Annotated in this window: 12 protein-coding genes and 1 pseudogene; 5 read left to right on the top strand and 8 right to left on the bottom strand. The window is 71.6% G+C overall.

Going from position 1 to position 12,537, the window contains the following annotated elements; all coding sequences use genetic code 11:
- Positions 1-185: 185 nt before the first annotated feature.
- A pseudogene (locus ACFUPX_RS17495) lies at positions 186-938 on the top strand (IS5 family transposase).
- Here ACFUPX_RS17495 and ACFUPX_RS17490 read toward each other — a convergent pair.
- From ACFUPX_RS17490 to ACFUPX_RS17480, 3 genes are all read right to left on the bottom strand, one after another.
- Positions 890-1,636, bottom strand: coding sequence for a hypothetical protein (locus ACFUPX_RS17490; protein WP_383322646.1), 747 nt, complete (start codon positions 1,634-1,636; stop codon positions 890-892). The pseudogene ACFUPX_RS17495 and the gene ACFUPX_RS17490 sit on opposite strands and share 49 nt — an antisense overlap.
- A 48-nt stretch (positions 1,637-1,684) precedes the next feature.
- Positions 1,685-1,972: a hypothetical protein gene (locus tag ACFUPX_RS17485; protein WP_383322478.1), complete on the bottom strand. Its 288-nt coding sequence runs from the start codon at positions 1,970-1,972 to the stop codon at positions 1,685-1,687.
- 872 nt (positions 1,973-2,844) lie between these two features.
- Positions 2,845-3,810: a pirin family protein gene (locus tag ACFUPX_RS17480; RefSeq protein ID WP_383322475.1), complete on the bottom strand. Its 966-nt coding sequence runs from the start codon at positions 3,808-3,810 to the stop codon at positions 2,845-2,847.
- A 162-nt stretch (positions 3,811-3,972) separates the two neighbouring features.
- Between ACFUPX_RS17480 and ACFUPX_RS17475 the strand changes: the two genes are divergently transcribed.
- Positions 3,973-4,320 (top strand): tetratricopeptide repeat protein, encoded by a 348-nt coding sequence (locus ACFUPX_RS17475; RefSeq protein WP_383322472.1) that lies wholly within the window; start codon positions 3,973-3,975, stop codon positions 4,318-4,320.
- Positions 4,321-4,361: 41 nt separating this feature from the next.
- Here ACFUPX_RS17475 and crcB (ACFUPX_RS17470) read toward each other — a convergent pair whose 3' ends face one another.
- The 3 genes from crcB (ACFUPX_RS17470) to ACFUPX_RS17460 form a co-directional block, all read right to left on the bottom strand.
- The gene (crcB, locus tag ACFUPX_RS17470; RefSeq protein WP_383322643.1) at positions 4,362-4,745 is read right to left on the bottom strand and encodes a fluoride efflux transporter CrcB; all 384 of its coding nucleotides are present in this window, start codon (positions 4,743-4,745) and stop codon (positions 4,362-4,364) included.
- Positions 4,742-5,152 carry a fluoride efflux transporter CrcB gene (gene crcB, locus ACFUPX_RS17465; RefSeq protein WP_383322470.1) on the bottom strand — a complete coding sequence of 137 codons (411 nt, stop codon included), beginning with the start codon at positions 5,150-5,152 and terminating at the stop codon, positions 4,742-4,744. The genes crcB (ACFUPX_RS17470) and crcB (ACFUPX_RS17465) overlap by 4 nt, the downstream gene beginning before the upstream one ends.
- A gap of 61 nt (positions 5,153-5,213) precedes the next feature.
- On the bottom strand, positions 5,214-5,579 hold the full coding sequence (locus ACFUPX_RS17460; protein WP_383322467.1) for an ArsR/SmtB family transcription factor: 366 nt from the start codon (positions 5,577-5,579) through the stop codon (positions 5,214-5,216).
- Between the two features lie 95 nt (positions 5,580-5,674).
- Here ACFUPX_RS17460 and ACFUPX_RS17455 point away from each other — a divergent pair, with 95 nt between their 5' ends.
- Positions 5,675-7,678, top strand: a complete 2,004-nt coding sequence (locus tag ACFUPX_RS17455) for a heavy metal translocating P-type ATPase (protein ID WP_383322464.1) — start codon at positions 5,675-5,677, stop codon at positions 7,676-7,678.
- A 195-nt stretch (positions 7,679-7,873) separates the two neighbouring features.
- On the opposite strand, the gene ACFUPX_RS17450 is transcribed toward ACFUPX_RS17455, so the two are convergent.
- The gene (locus tag ACFUPX_RS17450; protein WP_383322461.1) at positions 7,874-9,307 is read right to left on the bottom strand and encodes a dihydrolipoyl dehydrogenase family protein; all 1,434 of its coding nucleotides are present in this window, start codon (positions 9,305-9,307) and stop codon (positions 7,874-7,876) included.
- A gap of 152 nt (positions 9,308-9,459) precedes the next feature.
- On the opposite strand from ACFUPX_RS17450, the gene trxA reads away from it, so the two are divergent.
- The gene (trxA, locus tag ACFUPX_RS17445) at positions 9,460-9,852 is read left to right on the top strand and encodes a thioredoxin (protein ID WP_383322458.1); all 393 of its coding nucleotides are present in this window, start codon (positions 9,460-9,462) and stop codon (positions 9,850-9,852) included.
- Positions 9,853-9,873: 21 nt separating this feature from the next.
- On the opposite strand, the gene ACFUPX_RS17440 is transcribed toward trxA, so the two are convergent.
- The gene (locus ACFUPX_RS17440) at positions 9,874-10,920 is read right to left on the bottom strand and encodes a LacI family DNA-binding transcriptional regulator (RefSeq protein WP_383322455.1); all 1,047 of its coding nucleotides are present in this window, start codon (positions 10,918-10,920) and stop codon (positions 9,874-9,876) included.
- Positions 10,921-11,102: 182 nt separating this feature from the next.
- Here ACFUPX_RS17440 and ACFUPX_RS17435 point away from each other — a divergent pair, with 182 nt between their 5' ends.
- Positions 11,103-12,521, top strand: a complete 1,419-nt coding sequence (locus ACFUPX_RS17435) for an amidase (RefSeq protein WP_383322452.1) — start codon at positions 11,103-11,105, stop codon at positions 12,519-12,521.
- Positions 12,522-12,537 lie beyond the last annotated feature (16 nt).

The raw sequence follows: 12,537 nt of genomic DNA, 5'->3' as shown, positions 1-12,537 counted from the left end.
GGCTTGATGCCGGATGAAGTGCCTTGTGACCTGCGATGATGGGATCTGCCTAAGACCACATCAGGCACGATCGACAAGGCACTTCCGAGATGCAATCTCCCCATGCGGCGGCGACGGTCTCATCCGCGCGGGCTGGAGCCGGTGGTGCGGCTAGGCCGTTTCGTTTGGATCATCTGATCGTTGGTCTGGGTGTGCCGTTGACTGACACGCAGTGGGCGCGGATCGAGCCGTTGTTGCCAGACCGGACGCCGCAGCGGGGTGGCCGGTGGCGGGATCATCGTGAGGTGATCGATGCGATCGCCTGGAAGTTCCAGACCGGATCGCAGTGGGTCCATCTGCCCGAGAAATACGGGAACTGGAGGGGCGTCTACAACAGGCTGCGGATGTGGGCCATCGACGGCACCTGGAAACGGGTGTTCACCGCGCTCATCGCACAGGCCGACGCCGAGGAAGACCTCAGCTGGGCCGTCTCAGCCGACTCCACTGTCGTGCGCGCTCACCAGCACGCAGCCGGGGCCCGCAAAAAGGGGCCCGGCCGGTGAGCCCGATGACAATGCCATCGGCCAGGCCGGACGTGGTCCTGGCCCACAAGGCGTACTCCTCCCGCGCGATCTGCGAGCATCTGCGAGCATCTGCGCAAGCGTGGAATCCGGGCGGTCATCTCCATTCCGGCCGATCAACGCGGCCACCGGCTGCGGCGCGGCAGTCGAGGTGGCAGACCACCCGCCTTCGACCGCGAGGCATACAAGCAGCGCAACACCGTCGAACGCTGCATCAACCGCCTGAAGCAGTGGCGGCGCCTCGCCACCCGCTACGAAAAGACCGCAACCATCTACCTGGCCGGACTCCACGTCGCCAGCATCTTTCTTTGGTCTGCCAGGCCAACGACTCAGGAGCAGGAGCGAACCGCATCGTCCCAGGCACCAGGGCTGCGGTAGTAATTCTTGTGCCCCGCGGCAAGCACGTGGCGCAGTTCGGCAAAGTGCGGGGTGTTCGCGGGAAGATCCAGTCGGCAGAGGAAGGCCAGTGCGGCAGTCGGCTCCACGTCGCCGTAGACGTCGTGGAAGCACGCCAGAAGGCCGCGGAAGACAGCCGAGTGCAGGGCAGGAAGCCGCATGGCGGTGCGATATGTCAGCTCCTTCACCGACCAGCGCACCGGGCCCGAACACTCCAGAACCCGACAGGCTCGGCGGAGCAGGGCTTCCGATCGCTCGACCACCACCCGGTCGACGTCGTTACCGAGAACCTCGGCGAAGGCCGTCGCGGAAGTGGCGTGATCCTCGAACCAGTCCACCCACAGCGAGTAGGTGACGGCTTCGGCGTCCCGGTCCGCCTCCAGCCGCTGACGGTAGCCGCCCCACAGTACGTCGACCGGCAGGGGACCCTCCGCACCCTCGTTCGCGAACCGGATCTCGCACGTGACCCAGTACTCGTCGAGGAGATCCAGCAGCCCGAAAGCCAACCGCACCTGGTCGGCTGCATCCAGGTCTTCGGCGAACACATCACCGGCCCAGGAGTGCGCCACCTGATTGGCGGTGAGCAACGCGTCCGGTTCCTCGTCGCTCACCCACCCGTCGCGCACCCGGCTGACGCCTTGATCAGCCAGCCAACGCCGTGCTGCCTCCTCGGCTTGCATCTCCACTCGGGAAGTATGACAAGCCTCGCAAGATCCGAACGAAACGTCCTAGATCTCGGTGTAGCGCAGGGCTCCGGTGATGCTGAGTCCGAACAGGTCGCATATGCGTCTGATCTCGCCGCCGGTGGCGTGGATCTCCTGGAGGATGCGGTCTTCGCGTAACGCCTGCACGTTGATGCGCAGAAGCCCCCTCGGGAAGGCCCGGCTCACTGCGGTGGCCCGCGGAGCCGTGCGCCGTTGATGAATAGGTGCGGGGAACAGACCGCGCGTTCCCTCGGGGAACAACTCGGCGTCGCCACTGCTGTCACGGGCCGCGCAAGCGCCGTTCTTCAGCATGCACCCGACATGGTCGCTCCGCGAAGAGGATCCAGAACTCGCTACCCGGGTAGCCGAGGGCCAGCTGTCGCTGGCCGGGGCGTGGGCAGAGCGCCGCGAACGCGTGGAAGAGGAGAAGCGACAGCGCCGGGTCGCCACACAACTGCTGTGCGAGACGCTCCCTTCCCTCGCCCAAGTCCGTGGCACGCGCACCTTCGCCCTCTACGACCCCGACCTCGCCTCGCCAGGGCGTGCGGGCGGTGACACGGGAGGTCATCGAGCACGCAGGCGACCATGCGCCCGCCGATCGCGCCATCGGCCACCGCCCGCCGGTATCCACTGTGTCGCCGTCTCGATCGAGCAGCCCCGCAGTCCGGACACGACACTTCCACCTCGCCGCGGGTGCGTGCCGCGATGCGCAACACCTCGTACTCCACGCTCACTTGCTCCACCAGCACCCCGGACAGGTGCGGCAACAGCATCTTCAGCAGGTCCTCACACGGCCCAAGTGTCCACGGAGGGGTGACGGAGCGTCACGAGCACAAAGAGGCACGACCGGTTACCCACGCGCAGCGGAACGCGATGCCGTGCGGCCGTGCCTCGTTTCGCGAGTCCGCACGGTTCAACGTCAGCAACGCCTGCCCGAAAGCGGCGGAGGTAGCCCAACGCGCGTCCGAGGCACACAGCGGCAACCCCATCTGATTACGTGTCAGTAGAGTCAGCATTGGGTCAGCATGAGGTTTGCCAGACCTGGCCACAGATGGTCAAACCCACGGTTCGCCGCGCGACTCGGAAGCCCCTTCGGCGAGCATGATCACTCACCCAGGGCTACCCGCATACGCCGTACTCAGGACCGCCCCAGGCTGCGGCCCTGACGACGGCAACCGAACTGGTCAGCGCACCCGCCCCCGCGGCTTCAGCGGTACGGGCGGCAGGTCCGGCGCAGGGATCCGGCCACCGTCGTACCCCTTCACCTCGCCGAAGCGCGAGCTGTCCATCCAGTCCGAACGGGCCTGCGCGATATCCTCGTTGGACCGCCCGATGAAGTTCCACCACATGACGAGCTCCTCGTCGAACGGCTCGCCGCCCAGGAGCATCAGGCTCGCGTCCGACTCGGCGTGCAGCGGGAGTTCGGTGCGGCCGCAGCCCAGGTACAGCATCGAGCCGGGCACGACGGGGACTCCGTCCACGCGGGTCTCGCCGGACATGCACAGGACCGCGTACTCGAAGTCCGGGTTCAGGGGCAGGCGTACGTCCGCGTCGCGGGTCAGGGTGAGGTCGGCGCCGACGATCGGGGTGTAGGTCGTGCCGGGTGAGGTGGTGCCGTCGACCGTGCCCAGGATGAGGGTCGCCGTCAGGCCGGGGGCCGTGACCAGGGGCAGTTGGGCGTGGTGCTCGAAGCGCGGGTCGGTGTTGCGGTGGACGTCGGGCAGCGCGACCCACAACTGGGCGCCGTGCAGGAGGCGGGCGTGTGACCTGGGGCTCTCCTCGGAGTGCGAGATCGCCCGTCCCGAGGTCATCAGGCCGAGTTCGCGGGGGCGGATCGTCTGGAGGCTGCCCGTGGAGTCGCGGTGCAGGACCTCGCCTTCGTGCAGCCAGCTCACGGTCTGCAGGCCCATGTGCGGGTGGGGTCCCACCTGCATGCCGGGCTCGTCGGCGATGTCGTCGGGGCCGTAGTGGTCCACGAAGCACCAGGCGCCGACCATGCGGCGGCCCAGGTTGGGCAGCAGGCGGCGGACCTCCGTGGACTCGCCGAGCTTGACCTTGCGGGGGCTGAGGAGTTCGCGGACCGGCTCGGCGACGACGAACCCGCGACCGCCGCACAGGGACGGGACCGCCTCACGATCAAGATTGCTCATGTCGCACAACCTAGACCCGTGGGGCGCCGGCCGTCAGGCACGCGCCCCGGTCATTCCCGAGGAAGTGGGCAGGGCGCCGGAGTGCTGGGGCCGGGCCCCGAGGCGTGGCTTGGTGGAATATTCAATCACCTAGGTCCGTTGGACGCCTCGAAGGAGGCAACAGTGGACATCACGTACTACGACCACGGAACCGCGGCGGAGCGCTGGGAGCGCGCGCGGCAGTTCTTCGACGCCAAGGAGTACGCCACGGCGGCGCGCATCCTCGCCGCCCTGGCCGACGAGGTACCGGAGCAGGTCGCCCCGCGTCTGCTGCTCGCCCGCGCCTACTACCACTCGGCGCAACTGCGGCGCGCGGAGAGCGAGTTGCGTACGGTCATCGCGCTCGACCCCGTCGAGCAGTACGCCCGGCTGCTCCTGGGCCGCACGCTCGAACGGCAGGGCCGGGACACGGACGCGGCCCCGCACCTGCGGATGGCCGCGGCCCTCTCGGGCGACTTCGCCCAGGCCTGATCCAGGGCCATGCGCGGGAGCGGCCCGCGCATGGCGCGATCTCACCCCACCGCCTCCGCCAGCGCCACACCCACGAGGGCCGCGCCGAGCGCCGCCACCACACCGGCCACGACATTGACCGCCGCGTAGAACCGGGCACCGCCCTCGGAGAGCCGCAGCGTCTCGTACGAGAAGGTCGAGTACGTCGTCAGGGCGCCGCACAGGCCGGTGCCGAGGAACAGTTGGGTGTGGGAGGCGGTGGCGCCCGCGACGGTCGCGCCGGTGAGCAGGCCGAGGACCAGGCTGCCCGCCACGTTGACCGTGAGCGTCCCCCACGGGAAGACCGTGCCGTGCCTGGCCTGCACGGCGCGGTCGGTGAGGAATCGCAGCGGGGCGCCGATCATCGCGCCCGCCACCACGCAGAGCCAGTTGGCCAGTTGGCTCATGGCCGCCCCCACGCCACGACGCGTCGCGTCGCCCACGCCGCGCTCCACACCGCCGCGAGGGCCGCGAGCAGCGTCAGTCCCAGATAGGCCAGGCCCGTGCCGGCGTGGCCGGCTTCCACCAAACGCTCGATGTCCACCGCGTAGGTGGAGAAGGTGGTGAAGCCGCCCAGTACCCCGGTGCCGAAGAAGGGGCGAAGGAGGCGGTGCGACGACGTCCGCACCTCGGTGAGGAGCACCATGAGGACGCCCATGAGCGCGCATCCGACGACGTTGACCAGGAGTGTCGTCGCGGGGAAGGTGCCGGGGGCGGTGGGCCAGATCAGGGACGCTCCGTAGCGTGCCGAGGCGCCGATCGCGCCGCCGACGGCCACGACCGCCACCACGGGCCACACGCCGTGCTCTCTCACCTGCGCGAAATCCCCTCAACCGGGTGGAATCAAGAGATCGCCACCGAAGATCACCCTCAGGCTAGCCGCCCGACGGCGTGTCCCGCAGACCGAGGCGCAGGTGCTCGACGTGGAAGAGCGCCTGGTCGAGGAGTTCGGCGACGTGGTGGTCGTAGAGGGCGTAGATGACGGAGCGGCCGTGCCGTTCGCCGGTGATGAGGCCGAGGTTGCGCAGCAGGCGCAACTGGTGGGAGCAGGCCGACTGCTCCATGCCGACCGCCTCCGCGAGATCGCCGGCAGCGCAGGGGCCCTCCTGCAGACGGGCGAGGATCAGCAGCCGCGAGGGGGTCGCCAGGGCCTGGAGGGTGGCGGCGACGTCGGCGGCCCCCACGCTGTCCAGGCGTTCCCGCGTGGTGGCGGTGCTCTTGTCGTCGACTCCGTGGCCCATGGCGTCATCCTATCGATGACACATGAAAAGCTGTTCATTCGTTCCTGTACGGTGTGGGCGTCGCCGTTCCCCAGCCCGTGAAGGGTTCCTTCGCCATGCCCACTACCCTGCTGACCCGCTCCGACCAGGGATCCTCCGCCGGTTTTGCGGCGGCTCCCCGCCGCCGCACCCGCGTCCTCGCGCTCGCGGAGGCCCGCTGGGCGGCGGCGGCCACGGCCGCGTTCCTGGTCGCGCTGCCGCTCCAGCTCGCGGGGGCCGCCTCGTGGACGTGGGGTGCGCTGTACGCCGTCGCGTACGTCGCCGGGGGCTGGGAGCCCGCGCTCGCCGGGCTGCGTGCGCTGCGCGGGAAGACCCTGGACGTGGACCTGCTGATGATCGTCGCGGCCCTGGGCGCGGCCTCGATCGGGCAGGTGATGGACGGGGCGCTGCTCATCGTCATCTTCGCCACGTCCGGCGCCCTTGAGGCCCTCGCCACCGCCCGCACCGCCGATTCGGTGCGCGGCCTGCTCGACCTCGCGCCCGCCACGGCCACGCGGCTGGGCCACGGGGGTGGTGAAGAGGCCGTCGGCACGGCCGAGTTGAAGGTCGGCGACGTCATCCTCGTACGGCCTGGTGAGCGGGTCGGCGCGGACGGCGAGGTGCTCGACGGTGCCAGTGACGTCGATCAGGCGACGATCACCGGGGAGCCGCTGCCGGTCGCCAAGGAGGCGGGGGACGAGGTGTTCGCGGGCACGCTCAACGGGGCGGGTGCGCTGCGGGTGCGGGTGGGGCGGGACGCGGCGGACTCGGTGATCGCGCGGATCGTGGCGATGGTCGAGGAGGCGTCGGAGACCAAGGCGCCCACGCAGCTGTTCATCGAGAAGGTCGAGCAGCGGTACTCGCTCGGCATGGTCGTCGCCACGCTCGCCGTGTTCGCGGCGCCGCTGGCGCTCGGCGACGACCTGACCGGGGCGCTGCTGCGGGCGATGACGTTCATGATCGTGGCCTCGCCGTGCGCGGTGGTCCTTGCCACGATGCCGCCGCTTCTCTCGGCGATCGCGAACGCCGGGCGGCACGGCGTTCTGGTCAAGTCCGCCGTGGTGATGGAGCGTCTGGGGCAGGTGGACGCGGTCGCCCTCGACAAGACGGGCACCCTGACCGAGGGAACACCCCGGGTGACCGCCGTCCACGCGCTCCCCGGCGGGGGCCTGACCGACGACACCCTGCTCGCCCTCGCGGCGGCGGTCGAGCACCGCAGCGAACACCCGCTGGCCCGCGCCGTCGTGGGCGCGGCGCGCGCTCGCGGTCTCGGCCTTCCGGCGGTGGCGGACTTCGCGTCGGCGCCGGGTGTCGGGGTGAGCGCCACGGTCGCGGGTGCGGCCGTGGCGGTGGGGGCTCCGGGGCGGCTGCTGGGCACCAGGCCGACCGATGACGCCCAGGACGCTGCGAGCACCGAGGCTCTCGCGCACGTACGTCAGTTGGGCGAGGACGGTCAGACCGCCGTGCTCGTCCTGCGCGACGGCGTCCCCGTGGGCGTCCTGGGCATCGCCGACCGCCTGCGCCCGGACGCGGCGGCCACCGTCACCGCCCTGGAGTCCCTGACCGGCACCGCCCCCATGCTGCTCACCGGCGACAACGCGCAGGCCGCGGCCCGGCTCGCGGCGGAGGCCGGCATCGGTGACGTACGGGCCGGGCTGCTGCCGCAGGACAAGGTCGCGGCGGTGCGGGAGGCGCAGGGCGCTGGCCGCAAGGTCCTTGTCGTCGGGGACGGCGTCAACGACGCGCCCGCCCTCGCCGCGGCCCACACCGGCATCGCGATGGGCCGGGCCGGATCCGACCTCGCCCTGGAGACCGCCGACGCGGTCATCGTGCGGGACGAACTCGCCACCGTGCCGAAGGTGATCGCCCTGTCCCGGCGCGCCCACGGCCTCGTGGTGCAGAACCTGGTGATCGCCGGGGCCTTCATCGCCGTCCTGGTCACCTGGGACCTGATCGGCACCCTCCCGCTCCCGCTCGGCGTACTCGGCCACGAGGGCTCCACCGTGATCGTGGGCCTCAACGGGCTGCGGCTGCTGCGGGAGGCGGCGTGGCGGGACGCGGGGGCGGGCGCGGGCGCCTGAGCGGACGGTCCGTCGGCGGCGGCTGCGGTTCTCGGCTCAGGCGTGAGGCCTGGGCCCCAGACCTCACGCCCCAGACCTCACACCTCACGCCTCACAGCCGCCTCACAGCCGCCTCACGCCCCACGCTTCAGCGCGGGATGCGGCTGCGCGACCTTGCCGCCGCTTCCAGGACGCGGCACGCGCGTACCGCGCCGACTACCCCCGATACGTCTCCAGCAGCCGCAGCCACACCTCGCTGACCGTCGGGTACGCCGGGACCGCGTGCCAGAGGCGGTCGATCGGCACCTCTCCCGCGATCGCCACCGTCGCCGAGTGGATGAGTTCGCCGACGCCAGGGCCCACGAACGTCACGCCGAGCAGGACCTCGCGGTCGAGGTCGACGATCATGCGGGCCCGGCCTTCGTAGCCGTCCGCGTAGAGGCCCGCGCCCGCCACGCCCGCCATGTCGTAGTCCACGGCCCGCACCCGGTGGCCCGCGGCTTCCGCCTCGGCGAGGGTGAGGCCCGCCGATGATGCCTCGGGGTCGGTGAAGACCACCTGGGGTACGGCGACGCGGTCGGCGGTGGCGGAGTGCGCGCCCCAGGGGTCGGTCTCCAGGAGAGGGACGCCCTGGGCGCGGGCGGTGATCGCGGCGCCGGCGATGCGGGCCTGGTACTTGCCCTGGTGGGTGAGGAGCGCGCGGTGGTTGGCGTCGCCCACCGCGTAGAGCCAGCTGCTGCCCTGCACCCGCAGGCTGTCGTCGACCGGCAGCCAGGAGCCGGGGTCCATGCCGATCGTGTCGAGACCGATGTCGTCGGTGCGCGGGGCGCGTCCCGTGGCGAAGAGGATCTCGTCGGCTTCGAGGGTGTCACCGCCGCTCCCGCCGGTCAGGGTCGCGGTGACCGTGCCGTTCTCCCTCCGCACGGCCGTCACGGAGACGCCGGTGCGCACGTCCGCGCCCGCCTCCGTCAGCGCCTTGGCGACCAGCTCCCCGGCGAACGGCTCCATCCGCGGCAGCAGCCCGTCGCCGCGCACCAGCAGCGTGACCTGCGAGCCGAGCGCCTGCCAGGCGGTGGCCATCTCCACGGCGACCACGCCGCCGCCGACCACCGCGAGGCGGCCCGGCACGTGGTCCGCGCTGGTGGCCTCGCGGCTCGTCCACGGCTTCACCTCGGCCAGGCCCGGCAGGTCGGGCAGCGCGGCGCGGGTGCCGGTGCACACGGCCACCGCGTGGCGGGCGGTGAGGGGCTGCTCGGTTCCGTCGGTGCCCGTGACGCTCACCTGGCGTTTCCCGGCGATACGGCCGTGTCCGCGGTAGAGGTCCAGGCCGATCGAATCCAGCCAGCCCACCTGGCCGTCGTCCTTCCAGTGCGAGGTGTAGTCGTCGCGGTGCGCGAGCACCGCCGCCGTGTCCAGGGGACCCTGCACCGACTGGCGCAGTCCGGGGACCTTGCGGGCGTCCGCTCGGGCGATGACCGGGCGCAGCAGCGCCTTGCTCGGCATGCACGCCCAGTACGAGCATTCGCCCCCGACGAGTTCGCTCTCCACGATCGCCACGCTCAGGCCACCCGCGCGGGCCCGGTCGGCGACGTTCTCCCCCACGGGACCGGCGCCCAGCACCACTACGTCGTACGTTTTCGAATCCGTCATGCCTGCCAGTGTGGTCGCAGGTGTGCGACGTGGCCACATGGGTACGCGCGCGGAACGAGCACGGGTGAGAGCGTGGAATACGTGCAGCGCCCGAGCCGTTGTGCACAGCGGCTTCGACCGACAGCAGTAAGACAGCAGGAAGAGGTAACACCATGAGCAGCACGACTGTGGAGCTCACCAAGGAGAACTTCGACCAGACGGTCACGGACAACGAATTCGTCCTGATCGACTTCTGGGCGGAGTGGTGCGGTCCGTGCAAGTCGTTCGCGCCGGTCTACGACAAGGCCGCCGAAGCCAATCCCGACATGGTCTTCGGCAAGGTGGACACGGAGGCGCAGCCCGAGCTCGCTCAGGCCTTCGGCATCCAGTCGATCCCGACGCTCATGATCGTCCGTGACCAGGTGGCCGTGTTCGCACAGCCCGGCGCGCTGCCGGGAGAGGCGCTGGAGGACGTCATCGGGCAGGCCAGGCAGCTGGACATGGACGAGGTCCGCAAGTCCGTCGCCGAGGAGCAGGCCAAGGCTCAGGCGCAGGAGCAGCAGTAAGGAAGCCCCCACACGTACGGGTCAGCTGGACTCGCGGTGCACTGCCGTCGCACCGAGCACGTCGTGCACCTCGGGCTCCATGCCCGGGTCGCGCACGACCCGGTCGACGAGCTCCGCGAGCTTCTGACCCGACGGCAGCTCGATGCGGACCGTGCTGAGCCGCGGCCGCAGGAGCCTGCCGAGCATCAAGTCGTCGGCGCCGATCATCGCCGTCTCCTCGGGGACGGCGATGCCTTCGTCCTGGAGCGCCCGCATCAGGAGCATCGCGAACTCGTCGTTGTACGTGAAGACCCCGTCGATGCCCAGGGTGCGCCAGCGTGCCGCGAGCCGGGCCGCCGACTCCTCGTCGTAGGCGAGGGGCAGCTCGGTCATGGTGGCGTCCGGGCCGTACTGGGCCAGCGTGCCGCTGACGCCCTCGGCGCGCGGGCGCGCGAAGGGCTCCAGGCCCGCCTCCTCGGGGATCACGACACCGATGTGGCGCCTTCCGCGCTCCAGGAGGTGCGTGGCGGCGCACCGGCCCACCAGGCGCTGGTCCATGAGCAGGGCGTGGGCGCCCTCGGCCCGCTGCGGGCCGATGGTGAAGACGGCCTTGGCGCCCGAGCGCTTCAGGACGCTCACGCCCCGCGCGCCGAGCCCCGAGGCGTCGGGGGCCAGGACCGCGACCGGGCGCAGCTCGGCCCAGGCGCGGGCCGCCTCCTCGCCGGTCAGGCCGAGGCTGCCGTACTGCACGACGGTGTAGTCGAACCGGCTGAGCGCCCACTGGAGCTCGTTGAAGAACTCGCTGAAGAGCGGGCCCGCCGGGATCTGCGGCGTCGGCATCAGGACCACCCGGGTGTGCCCGGCGCGCAGGCTGCGGGCCGCGGCGTGCGGGACGTACCCCAGTTCCTTGGCGGCCTCGTGGACACGGCGGCGGGTGGGCTCGCTGATGCGGACGGCGCTCGTGTTGTTCAGGACGTACGAGACCGTCGCGCGCGAGACCCCGGCCAGGCGCGCCACGTCGGCGCTCGTCGGCACGGAGTACTGCGCGGGTTGCTGTTGCTGTGCGCTCTTGTTCGGTATCTGCACCATGGCGGGGCTCATCTTTCCAGACGGCGCGCAAGCGCTCCCAGGCGGGCGGCCGGGCGCACCCGGCCTGCGTCGGGGCGCTCCGGGCGGTCCGTGCGCGGCGTGAACTGCCCCGCCCTCGTACCGCGTTCCCGCCGCGCCCGTTAGCGTGCGGGCACCTGTCCGTCGATCAAAGGTGCCCCCACATGACTGCCGACCGTGCTGACGGCCTCGCGGCCACTGCCCGTGCGCTGGCCGCCGGAGACGTGTCCTCACGTGCGCTGACGGAGCGGACGCTGGCGCGGATCGAGGCTTCGCAGCCCGTGCTCAACGCCTTCAAGCTGGTGCGCGCACAGGCCGCGCTCGCCGAAGCGGACGCCGCCGACCGGGAGTTGGCCTCGGCGGACGGGTCGGCGCGACCGCTGCTCGGCGTGCCGCTCGCGGTGAAGGACGACACCGACATAGCGGGCGAGCCGACCGCTTTCGGCTGCCGGGGCGACTTCCCGCCGAAGAAGGAGGACGCCGAGTCCGTACGCAGGCTGCGGGCGGCCGGAGCCGTGATCGTCGGCAAGACCAACACGTGTGAGCTGGGCCAGTGGCCCTTCACGGAGGGGCCCGGCTTCGGGGACACCCGCAACCCGTGGCACACCGGTCACACCCCCGGCGGCTCGTCCGGCGGCTCGGCGGCCGCGGTCGCCGCGGGTCTGGTGCCCGCCGCGCTCGGCTCGGACGGCGCGGGCTCGGTGCGGATCCCGGCGGCCTGGACCCATCTCGTCGGGATCAAGCCGCAGCGCGGCCGGATCTCGACATGGCCCTGGCCCGAGTCGTTCAACGGCATCACCGTCAACGGCCCGCTCGCGAGGACCGTCGCAGACGCGGCCCTGCTGCTCGACGCGGCGAGCGGCAACCACAGCGGTGACCTGCACAAACCGGCCGCCATCAGCGCGTCGGAGGCGGCGACCCGCGATCCGGGGCGGCTGCGGATCGCCCTCTCCCTGCGCATGCCGTTCACCGCGACCCCCAAGCGTCTGCATCCCGTGGTGCGGCGCAAGGTCATGGTCCTCGCGGACCGGCTAGCCGCCCTCGGCCACGACGTCGAGGAGGCCGACCCTCGCTACGGCCAGATCGGCCTCGACTTCGTGCCGCGCGCCACGGCCGGGATCACCGACTGGGCCCGCGAGGTCCCCGACCCGCACCTGCTCGACCCGCGGACCAGGGAGGCGGCCCGCCTGGGCCGCCTCCTCGGCGGCGCCCCGCTGCGCCTGGCCAGGCGCGCCGAAGCCGTGCTGCACCGACGGGTGGGCGCGATCTTCTCGACGTACGACGTGGTCCTCACGCCCACCACCGCCACTCCCCCGCCGCGCGTGGGCACGATGGCCGCACTGAGCGGATGGCGCACCGACCGGGCGATGATCGCCGCCTGCCCCTACGCGTGGACGTGGAACGTCCTTGGCTGGCCCGGCGTCAACGTGCCCGCGGGCCGGGTGGGCGACGGCCTGCCGGTCGGCGCGCAGCTGCTCGGGCCCGCGGGCGGCGAGCCGGTCCTGGTGTCCCTCGCGGCGCAGCTGGAGGCGGACCAGCGCTGGTACGAGCAGTGGCCCGCACATCCCGCGCAGGCGTCATGAGCGGCGCCCGCGAGCC

The organism is Streptomyces sp. NPDC057302 (assembly GCF_042667685.1).
Taxonomy (GTDB): Bacteria; Actinomycetota; Actinomycetes; order Streptomycetales; family Streptomycetaceae; genus Streptomyces.
The sequence above is the reverse complement of the archived record's forward strand: the minus strand, read 5'-3'. Positions and strand labels throughout refer to the sequence as shown.

Excerpts from the sequence above, each read along its gene's own strand:
- crcB (WP_383322643.1), bottom strand. The coding sequence starts at position 4,745 with ATGAGCCAACTGGCCAACTGGCTCTGCGTGGTGGCGGGCGCGATGATC.
- ACFUPX_RS17485 (WP_383322478.1), bottom strand. The coding sequence starts at position 1,972 with ATGCTGAAGAACGGCGCTTGCGCGGCCCGTGACAGCAGTGGCGACGCC.
- ACFUPX_RS17490 (WP_383322646.1), bottom strand. The coding sequence starts at position 1,636 with ATGCAAGCCGAGGAGGCAGCACGGCGTTGGCTGGCTGATCAAGGCGTC.
- ACFUPX_RS17460 (WP_383322467.1), bottom strand. The coding sequence starts at position 5,579 with ATGGGCCACGGAGTCGACGACAAGAGCACCGCCACCACGCGGGAACGC.
- ACFUPX_RS17435 (WP_383322452.1), top strand. The coding sequence starts at position 11,103 with ATGACTGCCGACCGTGCTGACGGCCTCGCGGCCACTGCCCGTGCGCTG.
- trxA (WP_383322458.1), top strand. The coding sequence starts at position 9,460 with ATGAGCAGCACGACTGTGGAGCTCACCAAGGAGAACTTCGACCAGACG.
- ACFUPX_RS17440 (WP_383322455.1), bottom strand. The coding sequence starts at position 10,920 with ATGGTGCAGATACCGAACAAGAGCGCACAGCAACAGCAACCCGCGCAG.
- ACFUPX_RS17455 (WP_383322464.1), top strand. The coding sequence starts at position 5,675 with ATGCCCACTACCCTGCTGACCCGCTCCGACCAGGGATCCTCCGCCGGT.
- ACFUPX_RS17450 (WP_383322461.1), bottom strand. The coding sequence starts at position 9,307 with ATGACGGATTCGAAAACGTACGACGTAGTGGTGCTGGGCGCCGGTCCC.
- ACFUPX_RS17480 (WP_383322475.1), bottom strand. The coding sequence starts at position 3,810 with ATGAGCAATCTTGATCGTGAGGCGGTCCCGTCCCTGTGCGGCGGTCGC.